Origin of the sequence: Rhizohabitans arisaemae (assembly GCF_025996515.1) — a bacterium.
GTDB lineage: Bacteria > Actinomycetota > Actinomycetes > Streptosporangiales > Streptosporangiaceae > Rhizohabitans > Rhizohabitans arisaemae.
Genome location: NZ_BLRH01000035.1, coordinates 202,940 through 218,574, shown reverse-complemented (window position 1 = coordinate 218,574; position 15,635 = coordinate 202,940). Strand labels below are relative to the sequence as shown.

General features: G+C 70.4%; 13 protein-coding genes. 3 read left to right on the top strand and 10 right to left on the bottom strand.

Annotation, left to right across the window (positions count from 1 at the left end):
• Position 1: 1 nt before the first annotated feature.
• From prmC to rpmE, 3 genes are all read right to left on the bottom strand, one after another.
• Entirely contained in the window at positions 2–856 is an 855-nt protein-coding gene (prmC, locus tag RUR_RS23135; protein ID WP_283137261.1) for a peptide chain release factor N(5)-glutamine methyltransferase, read from the bottom strand.
• A gap of 12 nt (positions 857–868) precedes the next feature.
• The gene (prfA, locus tag RUR_RS23130) at positions 869–1,921 is read right to left on the bottom strand and encodes a peptide chain release factor 1 (protein ID WP_283137260.1); all 1,053 of its coding nucleotides are present in this window, start codon (positions 1,919–1,921) and stop codon (positions 869–871) included.
• Between the two features lie 117 nt (positions 1,922–2,038).
• Positions 2,039–2,257, bottom strand: coding sequence for a 50S ribosomal protein L31 (gene rpmE / locus RUR_RS23125; protein WP_283137259.1), 219 nt, complete (start codon positions 2,255–2,257; stop codon positions 2,039–2,041).
• Positions 2,258–2,493: 236 nt separating this feature from the next.
• On the opposite strand from rpmE, the gene RUR_RS23120 reads away from it, so the two are divergent.
• Positions 2,494–3,534, top strand: a complete 1,041-nt coding sequence (locus RUR_RS23120) for a transthyretin-like family protein (RefSeq protein WP_283137258.1) — start codon at positions 2,494–2,496, stop codon at positions 3,532–3,534.
• Here the strand turns inward: RUR_RS23120 and RUR_RS23115 are convergent.
• From RUR_RS23115 to thrC, 5 genes are all read right to left on the bottom strand, one after another.
• Positions 3,531–4,181 (bottom strand): response regulator transcription factor, encoded by a 651-nt coding sequence (locus RUR_RS23115; RefSeq protein WP_283137257.1) that lies wholly within the window; start codon positions 4,179–4,181, stop codon positions 3,531–3,533. The two genes, RUR_RS23120 and RUR_RS23115, sit on opposite strands and share 4 nt — an antisense overlap.
• Positions 4,182–4,262: 81 nt before the next feature.
• Positions 4,263–5,567, bottom strand: a complete 1,305-nt coding sequence (locus RUR_RS23110; protein ID WP_283137256.1) for a sensor histidine kinase — start codon at positions 5,565–5,567, stop codon at positions 4,263–4,265.
• A gap of 186 nt (positions 5,568–5,753) precedes the next feature.
• Positions 5,754–7,793: a transcription termination factor Rho gene (gene rho / locus RUR_RS23105; RefSeq protein ID WP_283137255.1), complete on the bottom strand. Its 2,040-nt coding sequence runs from the start codon at positions 7,791–7,793 to the stop codon at positions 5,754–5,756.
• 379 nt (positions 7,794–8,172) lie between these two features.
• Positions 8,173–9,072 (bottom strand): homoserine kinase, encoded by a 900-nt coding sequence (thrB, locus tag RUR_RS23100; protein WP_283137254.1) that lies wholly within the window; start codon positions 9,070–9,072, stop codon positions 8,173–8,175.
• A 109-nt stretch (positions 9,073–9,181) separates the two neighbouring features.
• On the bottom strand, positions 9,182–10,240 hold the full coding sequence (gene thrC / locus RUR_RS23095) for a threonine synthase (protein WP_283137253.1): 1,059 nt from the start codon (positions 10,238–10,240) through the stop codon (positions 9,182–9,184).
• Positions 10,241–10,467: 227 nt separating this feature from the next.
• On the opposite strand from thrC, the gene RUR_RS23090 reads away from it, so the two are divergent.
• Complete coding sequence (locus RUR_RS23090; RefSeq protein WP_283137252.1) at positions 10,468–11,874, top strand: glycosyltransferase family 2 protein; 1,407 nt, start codon at positions 10,468–10,470, stop codon at positions 11,872–11,874.
• Complete coding sequence (locus RUR_RS23085; protein ID WP_283137251.1) at positions 11,871–13,430, top strand: glycosyltransferase family 2 protein; 1,560 nt, start codon at positions 11,871–11,873, stop codon at positions 13,428–13,430. Before RUR_RS23090 ends, RUR_RS23085 begins: the two co-directional genes overlap by 4 nt.
• Here the strand turns inward: RUR_RS23085 and RUR_RS23080 are convergent.
• Complete coding sequence (locus RUR_RS23080) at positions 13,409–14,266, bottom strand: polysaccharide deacetylase family protein (protein WP_283137250.1); 858 nt, start codon at positions 14,264–14,266, stop codon at positions 13,409–13,411. The genes RUR_RS23085 and RUR_RS23080 overlap by 22 nt on opposite strands.
• 71 nt (positions 14,267–14,337) lie before the next feature.
• On the bottom strand, positions 14,338–15,630 hold the full coding sequence (locus RUR_RS23075) for a homoserine dehydrogenase (protein ID WP_283137249.1): 1,293 nt from the start codon (positions 15,628–15,630) through the stop codon (positions 14,338–14,340).
• Between the last annotated feature and the right edge of the window lie 5 nt (positions 15,631–15,635).

Here is a 15,635-nt window from a genome sequence, read left to right as displayed (position 1 = left end):
GTCACTCCTGACCGAAACGCGCGGTGACGAAGCGTCCCCGGCCGGTGAGGTCCTTGTGATTGCTCATGTCCCGCCATCCGCTGTCCTCGGGGAAGAGCCAGTAGACGTCGGTCCCCTGGGTGTCGGCGTGCTCGACCACCGCGAACCCGCCGGGACGCAGGAGCCGCCGGGCCGTGTCCTCCACGGCCCGCACCTCGCCGAGTCCGTCGTCCCCCGAGCCGTAGAGCGCCCGGGCCGGGTCGTAGTCGCGGACCTCGGGGTCGCGGGGGATCGCGTCGGGCGGGATGTAGGGCGGATTGGAGATCACCAGGTCCACCCGGCCCGCCAGCTCCGGCAGGCAGTCGGCGAGGTCCGCCGGGTGGAGCCTGACCCTGCCCTGGCCGTGCTCGCGGATGTTGCGCTTGGCCCAGTCGTAGGCGTCGGGATCGATCTCCACCGCGTGGACCCGGGCGAGCGGCACCTCCTGGGCGATGGAGAGGGCGATCGCCCCGGATCCGGTGCCGAGGTCCACCACCACGGGCGAGGCGACGTCCATCTCCTGCAGCGCGGAGATCGCCCACCCGGCGACCACCTCGGTCTCCGGGCGGGGCACGAAGACCCCCGGACCCACCGCGAGCTCCAGATACCGGAAGAACGCCCGGCCGGTGATGTGCTGGAGCGGCTCGCGTGCCGCCCTGCGGGCGATGCCCTCCCAGAAGAGCGCGTCGAAGGCGCCGTCGGGGACCAGGTGGAGTTCGCTCCGGCGCACCCGGTGCACGAAGGCGGCGAGCTCCTCGGCGTCCGCGCGGGGTGACGGAACCCCCGCCTCGGCGAGCCGGGTGGTGGCAAGGGCTATCTCGTCCAGCAGAAGCGACATGGTCCTAAGCGATCAGGAGTGGGCAGCGAGTTTCTCCGCCAAATCAGCGTCGACCAGCGCTTGTATCACCGCGGACAGATCGCCGTCCAGGACTTGGTCAAGGTTGTACGCCTTGAAACCCACCCGGTGATCCGAAATCCGGTTCTCCGGGAAGTTGTACGTCCTGATCCGTTCGGATCTGTCCACCGTGCGCACTTGGGATTTCCGCTCGGCGGCGGCGGCTGCGTCGGCCTGCTCCTGCGCGGCGGCGAGGAGCCGCGCCCGCAGGATACGCATCGCCTGCTCCTTGTTCTGGAGCTGGCTCTTCTCGTTCTGACATGAGACGACGATGCCGCTCGGAATGTGGGTGATCCGTACGGCGGAGTCGGTGGTGTTGACGCTCTGGCCACCGGGACCGCTGGAGCGGAAGACGTCGATCCGCAGGTCGTTCGGGTCGACCTGGACCTCGACCTCCTCCGCCTCGGGGATGACGAGCACACCGGCGGCGGAGGTGTGGATCCGCCCCTGCGACTCGGTCACCGGAACCCGCTGCACCCGGTGCACGCCGCCTTCGTACTTCAGGCGCGACCAGACCCCCTCGGGGCCCTTCCCCTTGATCGCGACGGTGACGTCCTTGTAGCCGCCGAGGTCGGAGTGCTGGGCGTCGACGATCTCCGCCCCCCAGCCGACCCGCTCGGCGTAGCGGAGGTACATCCGGAGCAGGTCCCCGGCGAACAGGGCGGATTCCTCGCCGCCCTCACCCGCCTTGATCTCCATGAGGATGTTCTTGTCGTCACTGGGATCGCGGGGGATGAGGAGGCGGCGCAGCCGCTCCTCCAGCTCCCCCTGCCGCCTGCCGAGCTCCTCGGCCTCCAGCGCGAAGGTCTCGTCCTCGCCCGCCAGCTCGCGGGCGGTGCCCAGGTCCTCTCCGACCTGCGTGTACTCGCGATACGCCTGGACGATCGGGGTCAACTCGGCATACCGCTTACCCAGGGCGCGCGCCTTGTGCTGATCGGAGTGCACGGAAGGATCGGCGAGCCGATGTTCCAGGCCCTCAAACTCAGCGAGCAGCTCGTCGAGATTCACCGGAGATCCTTACTTCACTTCGGACGGCGGGAAGGAATGCGTGGGACGCCGGTCCGGATCGACCGGACCGGTGTCCGCGAGGCCGGGGCGGAGAGGCCGCCCGGCCCCCGCACCGAGCTACTTGTTCCCGGCCTTCTTGCCGAAACGCCGCTCGAAGCGCGCCACCCGGCCGCCGGTGTCCAGGATCTTCTGCTTACCCGTGTAGAAGGGGTGGCAGTTGGAGCACACATCGGCGTGGATGACACCGTTCTTGGCGGTGCTCCGCGTGGTGAAGGTGTTGCCACAGGTACAGCTCACCTGAGTGACGACATACTCCGGGTGGATGTCGGGCTTCATAATGTGTTTCCTCTCCATGTGCGGTCGCCGGGTCGCCTCGGCCTGGGATGGCCGGCGCGCCATCGGATGCGGGCGCGTTCGAGCGGGAACCGGTACCGCGACAGTTCGGCTACCAGTGTGCCAGATACGAGAACATGCTGCCGCACCCCGGTATTCCACGTTCGTGGACCGTGGACTTCCGTCACACTGGTCTCTCCTGCCCAAGACGCAACGTTTGCAGTACTACGGGGGTAGATGTGAAGAAGATCCTGACTGGGGCGCTCTGCGGAGCAGCTCTCCTCCTGGGTACGGCTTCGCCCGCGTCGGCCGTACCCGAACCGCCGTACCCCGGCCAGTCGGCGAACCCGTCCCTTGGCGTGCAGGCGAACGGACGGCCGCTCTCCAGCCTGTCCGCGAGCGACGAAGTCCTCAACGTGGTGATGTCCGGGTCGAGCTACATCCCGCTCAAGACCGACAACGACCTCGCCTTCACCGTACGGCTCAAGGACCCGGGCAAGGTGACCTCGCTCAGCGCCGCGGTACGCGGCCCCGACGAGACCACCTGGCGCGCCGCGAGCCTGGGCGCCCCCGCCCCCGAGGTCGCCGGAGAGATCACCCTCGGTCCCGACGACGCCCCCGGCGACTGGACGCTCCGCGTCACCGTCAACGGCACCAAGGAGAGCACCTACGCCTTTGCGGTCGACCCCAAGGTCGCCCTCGGCGAGATCTCCGTGTCACCGGACCCGGTGGCCCTCAAGCGGGACGGCCGGACCGAGGTCACGGTGACCGCCGAGGCGACCCACACCGACCGGGTCCGCGGCGAGCTCAGAAGCGCCGACGGACGCGGCAAGGTCACGCTCGACGGGCTGACCAGGCAGGCCGACGGCACCTGGCGCGGCACCGCCGCCCTCACCGCCAAGACGGCCGGCGGACGCTGGCAGGCCCGGATCACCGCGTACCGGGGCCCGGACGGGGTCACGGACGACGCGGCGTTCACCGTCAAGGGCGGCACCCCCGCCGTCAAGGTCTCGCTCACCCTGGACGCCAAGCCGGAACCGGTACGGGCGGGCAAGCGGCTCACCCTCACCGGCAAGCTCCTCAAGGGTGCCAAGCCCTACGCCAAGACGAAGGTCGCGCTGTACTTCAAGAAGCGCGGCGCCAAGCGGTACACCCTGGTGACCCAGGTCAAGACCGACGCCAAGGGCCGGTACACCGCCTCGGCCGTCGCCCGCGCCGACGGCACCTGGATGGCCAAGGCCGCCGGGAAGAGCGCCGTCGACACCGTCGACGTCCGCTAGGAACGCGCGCCCAGATAGGCCAGCACGGCGAGCACCCGGCGGTGGTCGTCGGGGGCGGGTCCCAGGCTCAGCTTGGCGAAAATGGAGGAGATGTGCTTCTCCACCGCCCCCTCGGTCACCGTCAGGCGCGTGGCGATCGCCGTGTTCGACCGTCCCTCCGCCATCAGGCCGAGCACGGCACGCTCCCGCGGCGTCAACGCGTCCACGTCGGTGCCCCGGCGCCGACGGCCGAGGAGCTGCATGACCACCTCGGGGTCGATCACGGTGCCGCCCGCGCGCACCCGGCGCACCGTGTCGAGGAACTCGGCGACGTCGGCCACCCGCTCCTTGAGCAGGTAACCCACGGCCGCCGCCCCACCGCCGATCAGGTCGAGCGCGTACCGCTCCTCGACGTACTGGGAAAGCACCAGGATGGGGAACCCGGGGACGGCCGCCCGTACGGCGAGGGCCGCCCGCAGCCCCTCGTCGGTGTGGCTCGGCGGCATCCGCACATCCACCACGGCCAGGTCGGGGGTGTGCGCCGCGACCGCCTCGACCAGGCCGGGACCGTCCCCCACCGCCGCCACGGTCTCGATCCCGCCGTCGGCCAGGAGCCGGACCAGCCCCTCCCTGAGCAGCACCGAGTCCTCAGCGATCACCACCCGCACGACACACCCCGTTCACGAGACACCTCTTCACCTTAGGACCGCCACGGATCCGAAGCCGTGTCCCGCGCACCGCTTCGCGGATCACCAGACGCAGGGGAGCTCGGCGCGGATCAGGGTGGGACCGCCCGGCGGGCTCGCCACGGTCAGGGTTCCGTCGATGGTGGCGGCGCGGTCGGCCAGACCGGCGAGCCCGCCGCCGGGATGCAGGGCCGCTCCGCCGATCCCGTTGTCGGAGACCTCGACGACGACCCGGTCGCCCCGGTGGACCACCGCCACGACGGCCTCGGTGGCACCGGCGTGCTTGGCCACGTTGACCAGGGTCTCGGCGACGGTGAAGTACGCGATGCTCTCGACGGCGGCGGGCGGCCGTTCGACGATCTCCACACTGACGTCCACCCGGATCGGGGCGCGGGCCGCGAGCGCGGAGAGGGCGGCGTCGAGCCCTCGGTCGGTGAGAATCGCCGGATAGATGCCCCGCGCCAGGTTCCGCAGGTCGGCGATGGCGGCCTTGGCCTCCCGGTGCGCGGACTCGATCAGCTCCCGGACCGCCTCCGGGTCCTCGTCCAGCTTCTTCTGGGCCCGGCCGAGCTCCATCGCGACCGCGAGCAGCCGCTGCTGCGCCCCGTCGTGCAGGTCCCGCTCGATCCGCCGCCGCTCCGCCTCCGCGGCGTCCACCGCCCTGGCCCGGCTGACCTGCAGGTGCGCGGCGTGCGCGGTGAGCCGGTCCACCTCGCTCGTGCCGAGCAGGGTCCGGCCGACCCTGGCGTGCATCAGGCCCATCCCCCGGGACGCGTACGCCGCGCCGACCGTGAAGAAGACCCCCAGCAGCGTGGCGAGCACGGCTTCGGGCATGGTGTCGACGGCGAACCCCTCGTAGAGCACCAGGACGGGTTCGTCGAACATCACCAAGATCGGCGCGGCCACCATCGCGAAGGCGGCCGTCCACAACGTGAGCCCGACCACGAGATGGACGATGCCGAGCGGGAGAAGCACCGCGAAGTACGCGAGATCCTTCCAGGTGGCCGGATCCGTGATGAACCATCGCAACCGTCGGCGCAGTCCGGCGGGGGCGGGCCGGTACGGCTGCGCGATCCCGACGCCGAGCGCGAGGGCGAGCGTCTGCCGCTCCAGCGTGGCCGCGCTCCGGATGAGCACCAGCGTCACGGCCAGCAGGGGGATGCCGACGACGACGAGGCTGAGGGCGAGGGAAACGGCGGACGCCCCGACGATGAGGAAGAACCAGAACAGTCCCGGAAAAATCACGAGAACCTGGTAAAGGGCCACCCGCCAGGTCGCAGGATCGACGAGCACCCCCACCGGCCCGACAGGGCCGAAGGGCACTCTGTCCCGCAAGGGAGTCGTGTGGTCGGCGTGGTTGACGGTCATCCTGGTCCTCTCGCGCAGAGCCCGTCGTCGTGGAGCTCTCCGTCTTGAGGATGCCTGGTCAAAGGGTGTGTACGCGATGCGGAGGGCAGGTGTCTTCCCGGTAGGGCTAGCCCTACCCCGGATAAAACCCTTACCCCGGACAAAGCACAGCGGACAGGGGGCGACGCCCCCTGTCCGCTGTCACGGCTAGTCCCGGTCCCGGTCGTTGACCGTGGTCTTCTGCACCTGCAGGAGGAACTCGGTGTTGGACTTGGTCTCCTTCATCTTCTCCAGAAGGAGTTCCAGCGCCTGCTGCATGTCGAGGGCGTGCAGCACCCGGCGGAGCTTCCAGACGACCTGGAGCTCCTCCGGCGACATGAGGATCTCTTCCTTACGGGTGCCGGACGCGTCCACGTCCACCGCGGGGAAGATCCGCTTGTCGGCGAGGCCCCGGTTGAGCTTGAGCTCGGCGTTGCCGGTGCCCTTGAACTCCTCGAAGATGACCTCGTCCATCTTCGACCCGGTCTCGACCAGGGCCGTGGCCAGGATCGTCAGCGAGCCGCCGTTCTCGATGTTGCGCGCCGCGCCGAAGAACCGCTTGGGCGGGTACAGCGCGGTGGAGTCGACACCACCGGACAGGATCCGGCCGGACGCCGGGGCGGCGAGGTTGTACGCGCGCCCGAGGCGGGTGATCGAGTCGAGCAGCACCACGACGTCGTGCCCCAGCTCGACCAGGCGCTTGGCGCGCTCGATGGCGAGCTCGGCCACGGTCGTGTGGTCCTCGGCGGGACGGTCGAAGGTGGAGTGGATGACCTCGCCCTTCACCGACCGCTGCATGTCGGTGACCTCTTCCGGCCGCTCGTCGACGAGGACGACCATCAGGTGGCACTCGGGGTTGTTGTGGGTGATCGCGTTGGCGATCGCCTGCAGCACCATCGTCTTACCCGCTTTGGGGGGGGAGACGATCAGGCCGCGCTGGCCCTTGCCGATCGGGGCGACCAGGTCGATGATCCGCGTGGTGAGCACGTTGTGCTCGGTCTCCAGGCGGAGCCGCTCCTGCGGGTACAGGGGCGTGAGCTTGGTGAAGTCCGGCCGGTTCCGGGCCTGGTCCGGCTCCATGCCGTTGACCGTGTCCAGGCGCACCAGGGCGTTGAACTTCTCGCGGCGCTCCCCGTCCCTGGGCTGACGGACCGCACCGGTGATCACGTCACCCTTGCGCAGGCCGTTGCGGCGGATCTGGGCGAGCGACACGTAGACGTCGTTGGATCCCGGCAGGTACCCGGTCGTCCGGACGAACGCGTAGTTGTCGAGGATGTCCAGGATTCCGGCGACGGGGATCAGCACGTCGTCGTCGGCGAGGACGGGCTCGTTCTCCGAGAAGCGGTCACGCCCGCGGCGGTTGCGCTCGCGGAACCGCCCGCGGCGCCCGCGGCGCCCGTCGCCGTCGTCCATGCCTCCCTGGTCGCCCCCACGGTCGCTTCCACGGTCGCCGCGGCGACCGTCTCCGGAGTCCGCCGCGCGGGGTTCGGTACGGCTGTCGCCGCGATCCCGGTCCGCCCCCCGATCGCCGCGGTCGCCGCGGTCCCCGCGGTCGCCACGCTCCGACCGGCCCTCGGAGCGGCCGTCCGTACGGCCGTCCCGGCGGCTCTGGCCCCGGCGGTCGTCCCGGCCGCGGTCGTCGCGCCCACGCCGTCCGCCGTCGATCCGGCCGCTCTCGGACCGGTCGGCGTCGGCGGCCCGGTCCGCCGGCTCCGTCTGGGCCGTCTCGGGGAACGACGACTGCTCGTCCGATTCGGCGGCGGCCCGGACCCGCTCCCGTCGCGTCCGTCCCACCCGCTCAGGGGCCTCCGAACGCGCGGGGGCCTCGGACCGGTCCTGGGTCTCGGCACGCTCCGGAGCGGCGGTCCGCTGCGGCGCGGGGTCGGTGCGCTCGACCGTGGCGGCCGCGGAACGACGGGACTGGGGCCGGGTGGCCTCCGACGCCGCCGGCGCGGGAGCCGACTCGGCCGAGTCAGGGGATACGCCCTGCTTCTCCTGAATAGCGGCGATCAGCTGACTCTTGCGCATCCGCCCGATACCGCTGATGCCCAGGCTCGACGCGAGAGCCTGCAACTCAGGCAGCACCATGGCGGACAGGCCGGTGCCAGTGCGACGACGCGGTCGGGCCGCGGCACGGGTGGGGGTGTCTCCGGTCGACGGCGGTGGGTTGCCCGATGCGTCAGAGAGTAGTTCTGTGGTATCGCTCACTAAGGGTCCTTCCCAGGGAACGGGCGCCGGCCTGACCCGGCCAGGCGTCCCGGTGATGCGACCCGGCGGGAACGAACCGGGTCGGGATCCGCGGAACTCCGCGGTGTTTTGAACTCGGTGATGTCAACCGCATCCTCGACACTGCTGAGACATCCGGGTAACACATCCAGCGAGATGCCGGGACGATTCGCTCGCAGGCCCACATCGAGGATGTGGGGAGCCACCGTCGCGGTGCGCCGTGTCGCTGGCATGTGGCGACACGAGGGCAGATCCGGCGAAGGATGACTAACGAGCGTGCACCCAACACGGGGGCATCTGGTGCGGCTATCAGCCTAACATCACCAGCGCACACAGCTATTCCCTGGAGGTCGAAGAGGTTTCAGCGTGTCGTTGAGAACTGAACGACCGCACCGTTTAGGTCGATGTTCAGTGGCTGGATGTGCCAGTCAGTACCCACTTTTGGCGCGAGCGAATCCAATGAATCCGTTGTCGTAAACGCCATGACGGTAGGACCTGCCCCAGAGACTACCGCTGAAAAGCCCTCCTCTCGCAACCGCCGGACGAGATCCGCGGTCGCCGGCATCGCGGAGGAGCGGTAGTTCTGGTGGAGCAGATCCTCCGTCGCGGGCGGCAGCAGGTCCGGGCGGGAGGTGAGCGCGGCGATCAGCAGCGCGGCCCGCCCGGCGTTCACCGCCGCGTCCCGATGCGGTACGACCTGCGGCAGCAGCCCCCGCGCCTCGTGGGTGGAGAGCTTGGTCGCCGGGACGCAGACCACCGGGATCACCCGCGGATCGGGCGTCAGCCGTACCAGCTTCGCCTCCCCGCGCTCGGTCCAGGCGATCGTCAGCCCGCCGGCCAGGCAGGCGGCCACGTTGTCCGGGTGCCCCTCCAGCTCCGCCGCGAGCGCGAACACGTCGAACTCGGCCCCGGTGACGGCCTGCGCCGCGAGCAGACCGGCACAGATCGCCGCGGCGGACGAGCCGAGGCCGCGGCCGTGCGGGATCCGGTTGTGGCAGCGCAGGGTGAGTCCGGCGGGCCCGGGCACGCCCAGGCGCTCGAACGCGGCCCGCATCGAGCGGACCACCAGGTGCGTCTCGTCCCGGGGCACCTCGGCGGCGCCCTCCCCGGTCACCTCGACGCGCAAACCGTCGGCGGGACCGTCCCATTCGACGGTGACCTCGTCGTACAGGGTCAGCGCGAGCCCGAGCGCGTCGAAGCCGGGGCCGAGGTTCGCGCTGGTCGCCGGTACCTTGATCAGTGCTTCCGCGATTGTGCACATCCTTTCACAAAAGACCTGCCCGGCCCTTTACCGGCGATTCCCGGAGCAGGCGGCCATGGTCGACGCCCCGGCGTCGTCACCGCCGGGGTCCGCCGCGCCGTGCGGTGGGTCAGGTCAGCTTGAGCGCGGTCGCCGCCGCGACGGCGTCGATCGGGATGGTGGTGGGCGCGGGAGCCCCCGAGATCGCCCAGTCCGGGTCCTTCAGGCCGTTGCCCGTCACCGTGCAGACGATCCGCTCGCCCGGCCGTACCAGCCCCTGCTCGGCGGCCTGCAGGAGACCGGCGACGCTCGCCGCGGACGCGAGCTCGACGAAGACGCCCTCCTCGGCCGCGAGCAGCCGGTAGGCCTTCATGATCTGGCGATCGGTCACCGCCTGGATCTGCCCGCCCGACTCGTCCCGCGCGGCGACGGCCAGGTCCCAGGAGGCCGGGTTGCCGATGCGGATCGCGGTGGCGATCGTCTGCGGATGGGTCACCGGGGCGCCGTTGACGATCGGCGCCGAGCCGCTCGCCTGGAAGCCCAGCATGCGCGGGGTCTGAGTGGCGGGGCCGGACTCGGCGTACTCCTGGTAGCCCATCCAGTAGGCCGCGATGTTGCCCGCGTTGCCCACCGGCAGGCAGTGCACGTCGGGGGCGTCCCCGAGCGCGTCCACGATCTCGAAGGCGGCGGTCTTCTGCCCCTGCAGCCGGAACGGGTTGACCGAGTTGACCAAGGCCACCGGGTAGTGCTCGGCGAGCTTGCGCGCCAGCTCCAGGCAGTCGTCGAACGAGCCGTCCACCTGAAGCAGCCTGGCGCCGTGCACGAGCGCCTGGGCGAGCTTGCCCATCGCGATCTTGCCACGGGGCACCAGGACCGCACAGGTCATGCCGGCCCGGACCGCGTACGCGGCGGCCGAGGCGCTGGTGTTCCCGGTGGAGGCGCAGATGACCGCCTTGGCGCCGTCCTCGGCGGCCTTGGAGATGGCCATGGTCATCCCGCGGTCCTTGAAACTGCCGGTGGGGTTGGCCCCCTCGACCTTGAGGTGAACCTCGCACCCGGTCAGTTCGGAGACCCGGCGCGCGGGCACCAGCGGCGTCCCGCCCTCCATGATGGTGACGACCGGCGTCATCTCGGTCACCGGCAGCCGGTCACGATACTCCTCGATGACTCCACGCCAGGCCCTGCCCATCGCCGTACCCCTCAACTAGCTGCGGTGTTGCGCATGAGTGTACGGCCATCGGCCGGGATCACGGGAAACCGGCCGATTTCCAGACTCACAGCAAACCTCCATCACAATCGTTCAAGATAACGCGGAAGTCATCAGATATGGTCAACCACAACCCGCCGAGCCCAGGAGAATCGCTTATGGAGCCTCGTATCCGTCGCAATGACTACGGGTTACTCCAGCCACCCCCCTTGGGCGAATGGCAACCGAGTCTGACGATTTCCGTTGTCGTCCCGGCCTACGGGGGTCAGGACAAGCTTGACCTGACCCTCGCCGCACTCGCCGCGCAGAGTTATCCTTCTCATCTTACCGAGGTCGTGGTCGTCGACGACGGCACCGAGCCGCCGCTGCGTCTCCCCGCCCTGACCCCGGAGAACACCAGGCTCATCCGCGCCGAACCGGACGGCTGGGGTTCGGCCCACGCCTTCCACACCGGCGCCCTCGCCTCGGAGGGGGAGGTGATCCAGCGGGTCGACGCCGACATGGTCCTCTTCCCCGCCCACCTCGAGGCCCTCATGCGCTGGCAGCACCAGGCGCGGTATCTGGTCACCATCGGGTACAAGCGGTTCCTGCCATTTGAGTCGGACCGAATCTCCCCCGACGACGTGTACCCAGCGCCGGAGAAGGCCTTCGACCTCACCCAGGGGAAGGCCAGCTCGACCGAGGCCACGATCGAGAAGCTCGACATGCTCAGGTCGGCGCGCAACCCCTACCACGTCTGCACCGGCCCCACGATGTCGCTGCGCCGCTCGCTCTACACCGCCTCCGGCGGGGCCGACCCGGCGATGATCCTCGGCGGCGACACCGAGTTCGCCTTCCGGCTCGCCCAGGCCGGCGCCGCCTTCGTCCCCGAGCCGCTCGCCCAGGCCGTGCACCTGGGCCTGCCCGCCCTCCGCGACGCACGGCGCGAGCGGCTGCTCCGCTGCTACGAGCCCTACCTCGCCCACCGCGTCCCGCAGCGCCGGGAGCTGCGCAAGGAGCGGGGCCGGCGCTGGCTCGTGCCCTGGGCGGACGTGGTGGTGGACGTCACCGGGGCGACGTCGGAGCAGGTACGGGCCACGGCGGCGAGCTTCGCCGAGGAGGATGTACGGCTGACGCTGGTCGCCCCCTGGCCCGATCCCCGGCGCCGCCCGGCCGGTCCCCTGGTGGACGAGCCCGGGCTGGAGCTGCGGCTGATCCGCGAGACCTTCGACGGCGACGGGCGGGTCCGCCTCGTCTCCGACCCCGGACCCGTCTCGGCCCCGATCCCGTTCCGGCTGATCTGCCCCGCCGGGTGGACGATCGATCCCGGCCTGCTCCCCCGGCTCCTGGCCGAGGCCGACGAGCGGCGGGACGGAGTGATCGACTTCGGTGAGGTACGGCTGGAGCGGACCTCGGCGGTGAGCCGGGCCCTGCTCCTGCGCGAACCCGGCGAACCCCTGGACACGGTGATCGACGCGGTGCACGGCGTCCGATCCGCAGAGCTTCCCTCCACCCGAGTAACCGTCCCCGAGAATGAAAACTCTCCTGAAGTGACTAATCCTATGAAAAATGATGAAAACCCAGGAAAGCGACATGAAAGGTCGGAACGTAAACCATTCTGGCGGCGCGGCCGATGAATCCACGTATCCGACATAACGACTATTCGACCCTCAAGCCAGCAAATGTCGGTGAGTGGACTCCGCTTCTCTCGGTCTCCGTGGTCGTCCCCGCGTACGGAGACCAGGACAAGCTCGACCGCACCCTCGCCGGACTCGCCGGCCAGACCTACCCGAGCCGTCTCATGGAGGTCGTCGTCGTCGACGACGGCACGGACCCCCCGCTGCGGCTCCCCGAGCACGTCCCCGAACGCACCCGGCTGGTACGGAGCCCCGCCGCCGGCTGGGGCAGCGCGCACGCCCGGCAGTTCGGCGCCGACCTCGCCGACGGCGAGGTCCTCCAATGGCTCGACGCGGACGTCGTGCCCTCCCGCGAGTACGTCGAGGCGCAGGTGCGCTGGCATCATCTCGCCGACTACCTGGTGGTCCTCGGCCATCTTCGCTTCGTCCCCGCCGACCTCGGCGACGCCTCCCCCGACGAGCTCTTCGAAGCCGGGTCGCGGATGGGACGCGTGGCGGACATCCTGGAGCGCACGGACAACCTCCGGCGGGCCGACTACGACGCCTACCGCCTGCACGTCGGGGCCTCCGGCTCGGTACACGCCCGGTTCTTCAAAGCGGCGGGCGGCATGGACACCTCCCTCGACCTCGGTTCCGACACCGAACTCGGCTATCGGCTCGCCCAGGCGGGGGCCGTGTTCATCCCCGACCAGGAGTCCCGCTGCTGGCACCTGGGCGAGAGCCGGATACAGCGGCGGGGCAAGGAGGTCCACAGGCGGAACACCCCGTTCATCGCCCAGCGCATCCCCTTCCCCCGCGAGCGGCGCAGGCACCCCAACCGCCAATGGCTGGTGCCGTACGTGGAGGTCGCCGTCCAAGCCGCCGACTACGAGGACACCGCGGCCACCGTGGACGGGTTCCTCGCCTCCTCGATCCCCGACGTCCGGGTCACCCTCACCGGGCCGTGGAACATCCTGCGGGCCCGGGAGCGCCGCCCCTTTCTCGACGACCCCCTGCTCGACCTGCGAATGCTGCACGCGGCCTACGAGCACGAGGGGAGGGTGCGGCTCGCCCAGGGGATCGACCCGGGGCCGACCCCGGTTCCGTTCCGCCTGAGCTGCCCCGCCGGCTGGGTCCCCGACTTCCGCAGCCTGCGGCAGCTGACCGACCTGGCGACGGAGCACGGGTACGGCCTGGTGTCCGTCGACCTCGGGAACGGGCGGACGGCCCGGCTGGAGCGGACCGCCGCCCTGGCCCGGGCCCGTCTGGTCGGCGGCGACGACCTGGACCGGGCGATCGACGACATGTTCGGCGCGACCCGGGTCGACGGCGAGGAGTATGGCTTCGCGCCTCAGGCGACCGCGCGCAAGCCCTGGTCACAGGCGGATGAGTCCGCGATGTGGAAGAGGGTCGCCGAGCGGTGGATGCGCGACGCCGGCAAGTGGAAGGCCGAGGCGGGGGCCTGGCAGCGTAAGGCGGAGCAGCGGACCACCCAAGGTCAGGCCAAGGGCAGCCCGCAGCTCCACAAGCGGGTGACCGAACTGCTCAAGGAGTTTCAGCGCAGAACCCGGTCCTGAGCGGCGTGCCGCACGTCGTCGGGGACGGGCCAGAGCCTGCCCCCGACGACGTCGCCGAGCGCCTGCACCGTGGTCCCCTTGGACTTGCGCGCGCGCAACCAGTCCAGGAACTCGCCGAGGGCCTTGGGAGTGGTCACGTAGGTGCCCTTGCTCTCGTCCACCCGGTGGAAGACGATCGCGACGAGACCGCCGCCGTTCCTCTCGGTCTGGACGACCGCGTCCTTGAAGACGTCCGCGCCACGCCCCTGACGCGCCGACGACGCGGTCCGCACGTAGGCGAAGTCGCCGGGCGGGATCTTCTCCGTCACCGGGCACGTCGTGCAGCCCGCCGGGGTGCGCACGCCGCCCACACCGCGGGCGGTGATGTACCCGCACTGCATGGCCAGTTGCTTGCTGGTCTCGTCGAACGCCCCGAACGGATAGGCGAACGAGCGCACCTTCAGCCCCAGGTCGAGCAGCGCGCGGCGGTCCTCGCAGATCTCGGTCTCCTGGTCGACCTCGTTGAGGTTGGGCAGCCGGACGTGGTTCACCGTGTGACCGCCGATCTCGTGCCCCGCCTTGGCGATGTCGAGCACCTGCTTGGTCGTCAGCCGGCCCGGCCGGTCGAGCCGACCGCTGTTGACGTAGAAGGTGCCCTTCATCCCGCGCTTGGTCAGCATCTGGGCGACCTTGGCGTGATCGGCCGTGCCGTCGTCGAAGGTCAAGGCGACGACCGTCCGTACCGCACTCGGTTGAGCCGCCGCAGGCGTGGCCGACGGCTCGGCGGTCGCGGGGAGGGCTTGCAGGGTGCCCAGCAGGGCACCCACCGTGATCAGTACCAGATGTCGGCGTCTCATGAAGAAGCACACTATCGCCGACTCTTTAGGATGATCCTCCCTTAAAGTCACGGTTAGTAAACAGTGACCACTTATCCGACATCGTCGCCCTCAACGCGCATGACGCTCGCAACCGCCCGGACGATGTCCATCTCCCGCAGCCGGTTCACCGTCGCCGACAGCGCCGCGTCGGTCGCCCGATGGGTCACGATCACCAGCTGCGCGTCGTCGCCGTACCCCTGCTGGCGCACCGTCCGGATCGAGACGTCGTGCTCCGCGAAGACCTGTGCGACCTGCGCGAGCACACCGGGCTTGTCCGCGACGTCCAGGCTGATGTGGTACCGGGTGACCGTGTTGCCCATCGGATGCACCGGCAGCTCGGCGTACACCGACTCCTGCGGCCCGCGCGTCCCGGCCAGCCGGTTCCGCCCCACCGCCACGATGTCGCCCAGCACGGCCGAGGCGGTGGGCGCCCCGCCGGCGCCCGCCCCGTAGAACATGAGCCGCCCCGCCGACTCCGCCTCCACGAAGACCGCGTTGTAGGCCTCGCCGACCCCGGCCAGCGGATGGCTCCGCGGGATCATCGCCGGGTGGACCCGGACACCCACCGAACGCCCGTCCTCGGACCGGGCGCAGATCGCGAGCAGCTTGATCACATAGCCCATGCTCCGCGCCCCGGCGACGTCGGCCGCCGTGATGTCGACGATCCCCTCCCGGTGCACGTCGGCCGCCGTCACCCGGGTGTGGAAGGCCAGGCCCGCCAGGATCGCGGCCTTGGCGGCGGCGTCGAAGCCCTCCACGTCGGCCGTGGGGTCGGCCTCGGCGTACCCCAGCGCCTGCGCCTCCTCCAGGGCGTCCGCGAATGAGGCGCCCGTACTGTCCATCTTGTCGAGGATGTAGTTGGTCGTCCCGTTAACGATGCCGAGCACCCGCTGCACATGGTCACCGGCGAGCGATTCCCGGAGCGGACGCAGCAGCGGGATCGCGCCCGCCACCGAAGCCTCGAAGTAGAGGTCCGCCCCGCTCTCCCGCGCCGCCCGATGGACGGTGGCGCCGTCCTCCGCGAGCAGCGCCTTGTTCGCCGTCACCACGGCCTTACCCTTGCCGAGCGCCGCCAGCAGCAGCGACCGGGCGGGCTCGATCCCGCCGATCACCTCCACCACGATGTCGACGTCGTCCCTGGTCACCAGCTCGTGCGCGTCCGTGGTGAGCAGCTCGGCCGGTACCGCCGCATCCCTGCGCCGCGCCAGGCGCCGTACCGCGATGCCCGCCAGCTCCAGCGGTGCCCCGACCCTGGCCTCCAAGTCCGACGCCTGCTCGCGCAGCAGCCTGACCACCTGGGACCCGACCACGCCACAGCCGAGCAGCGCAATCCTCAACGTCATCCGGT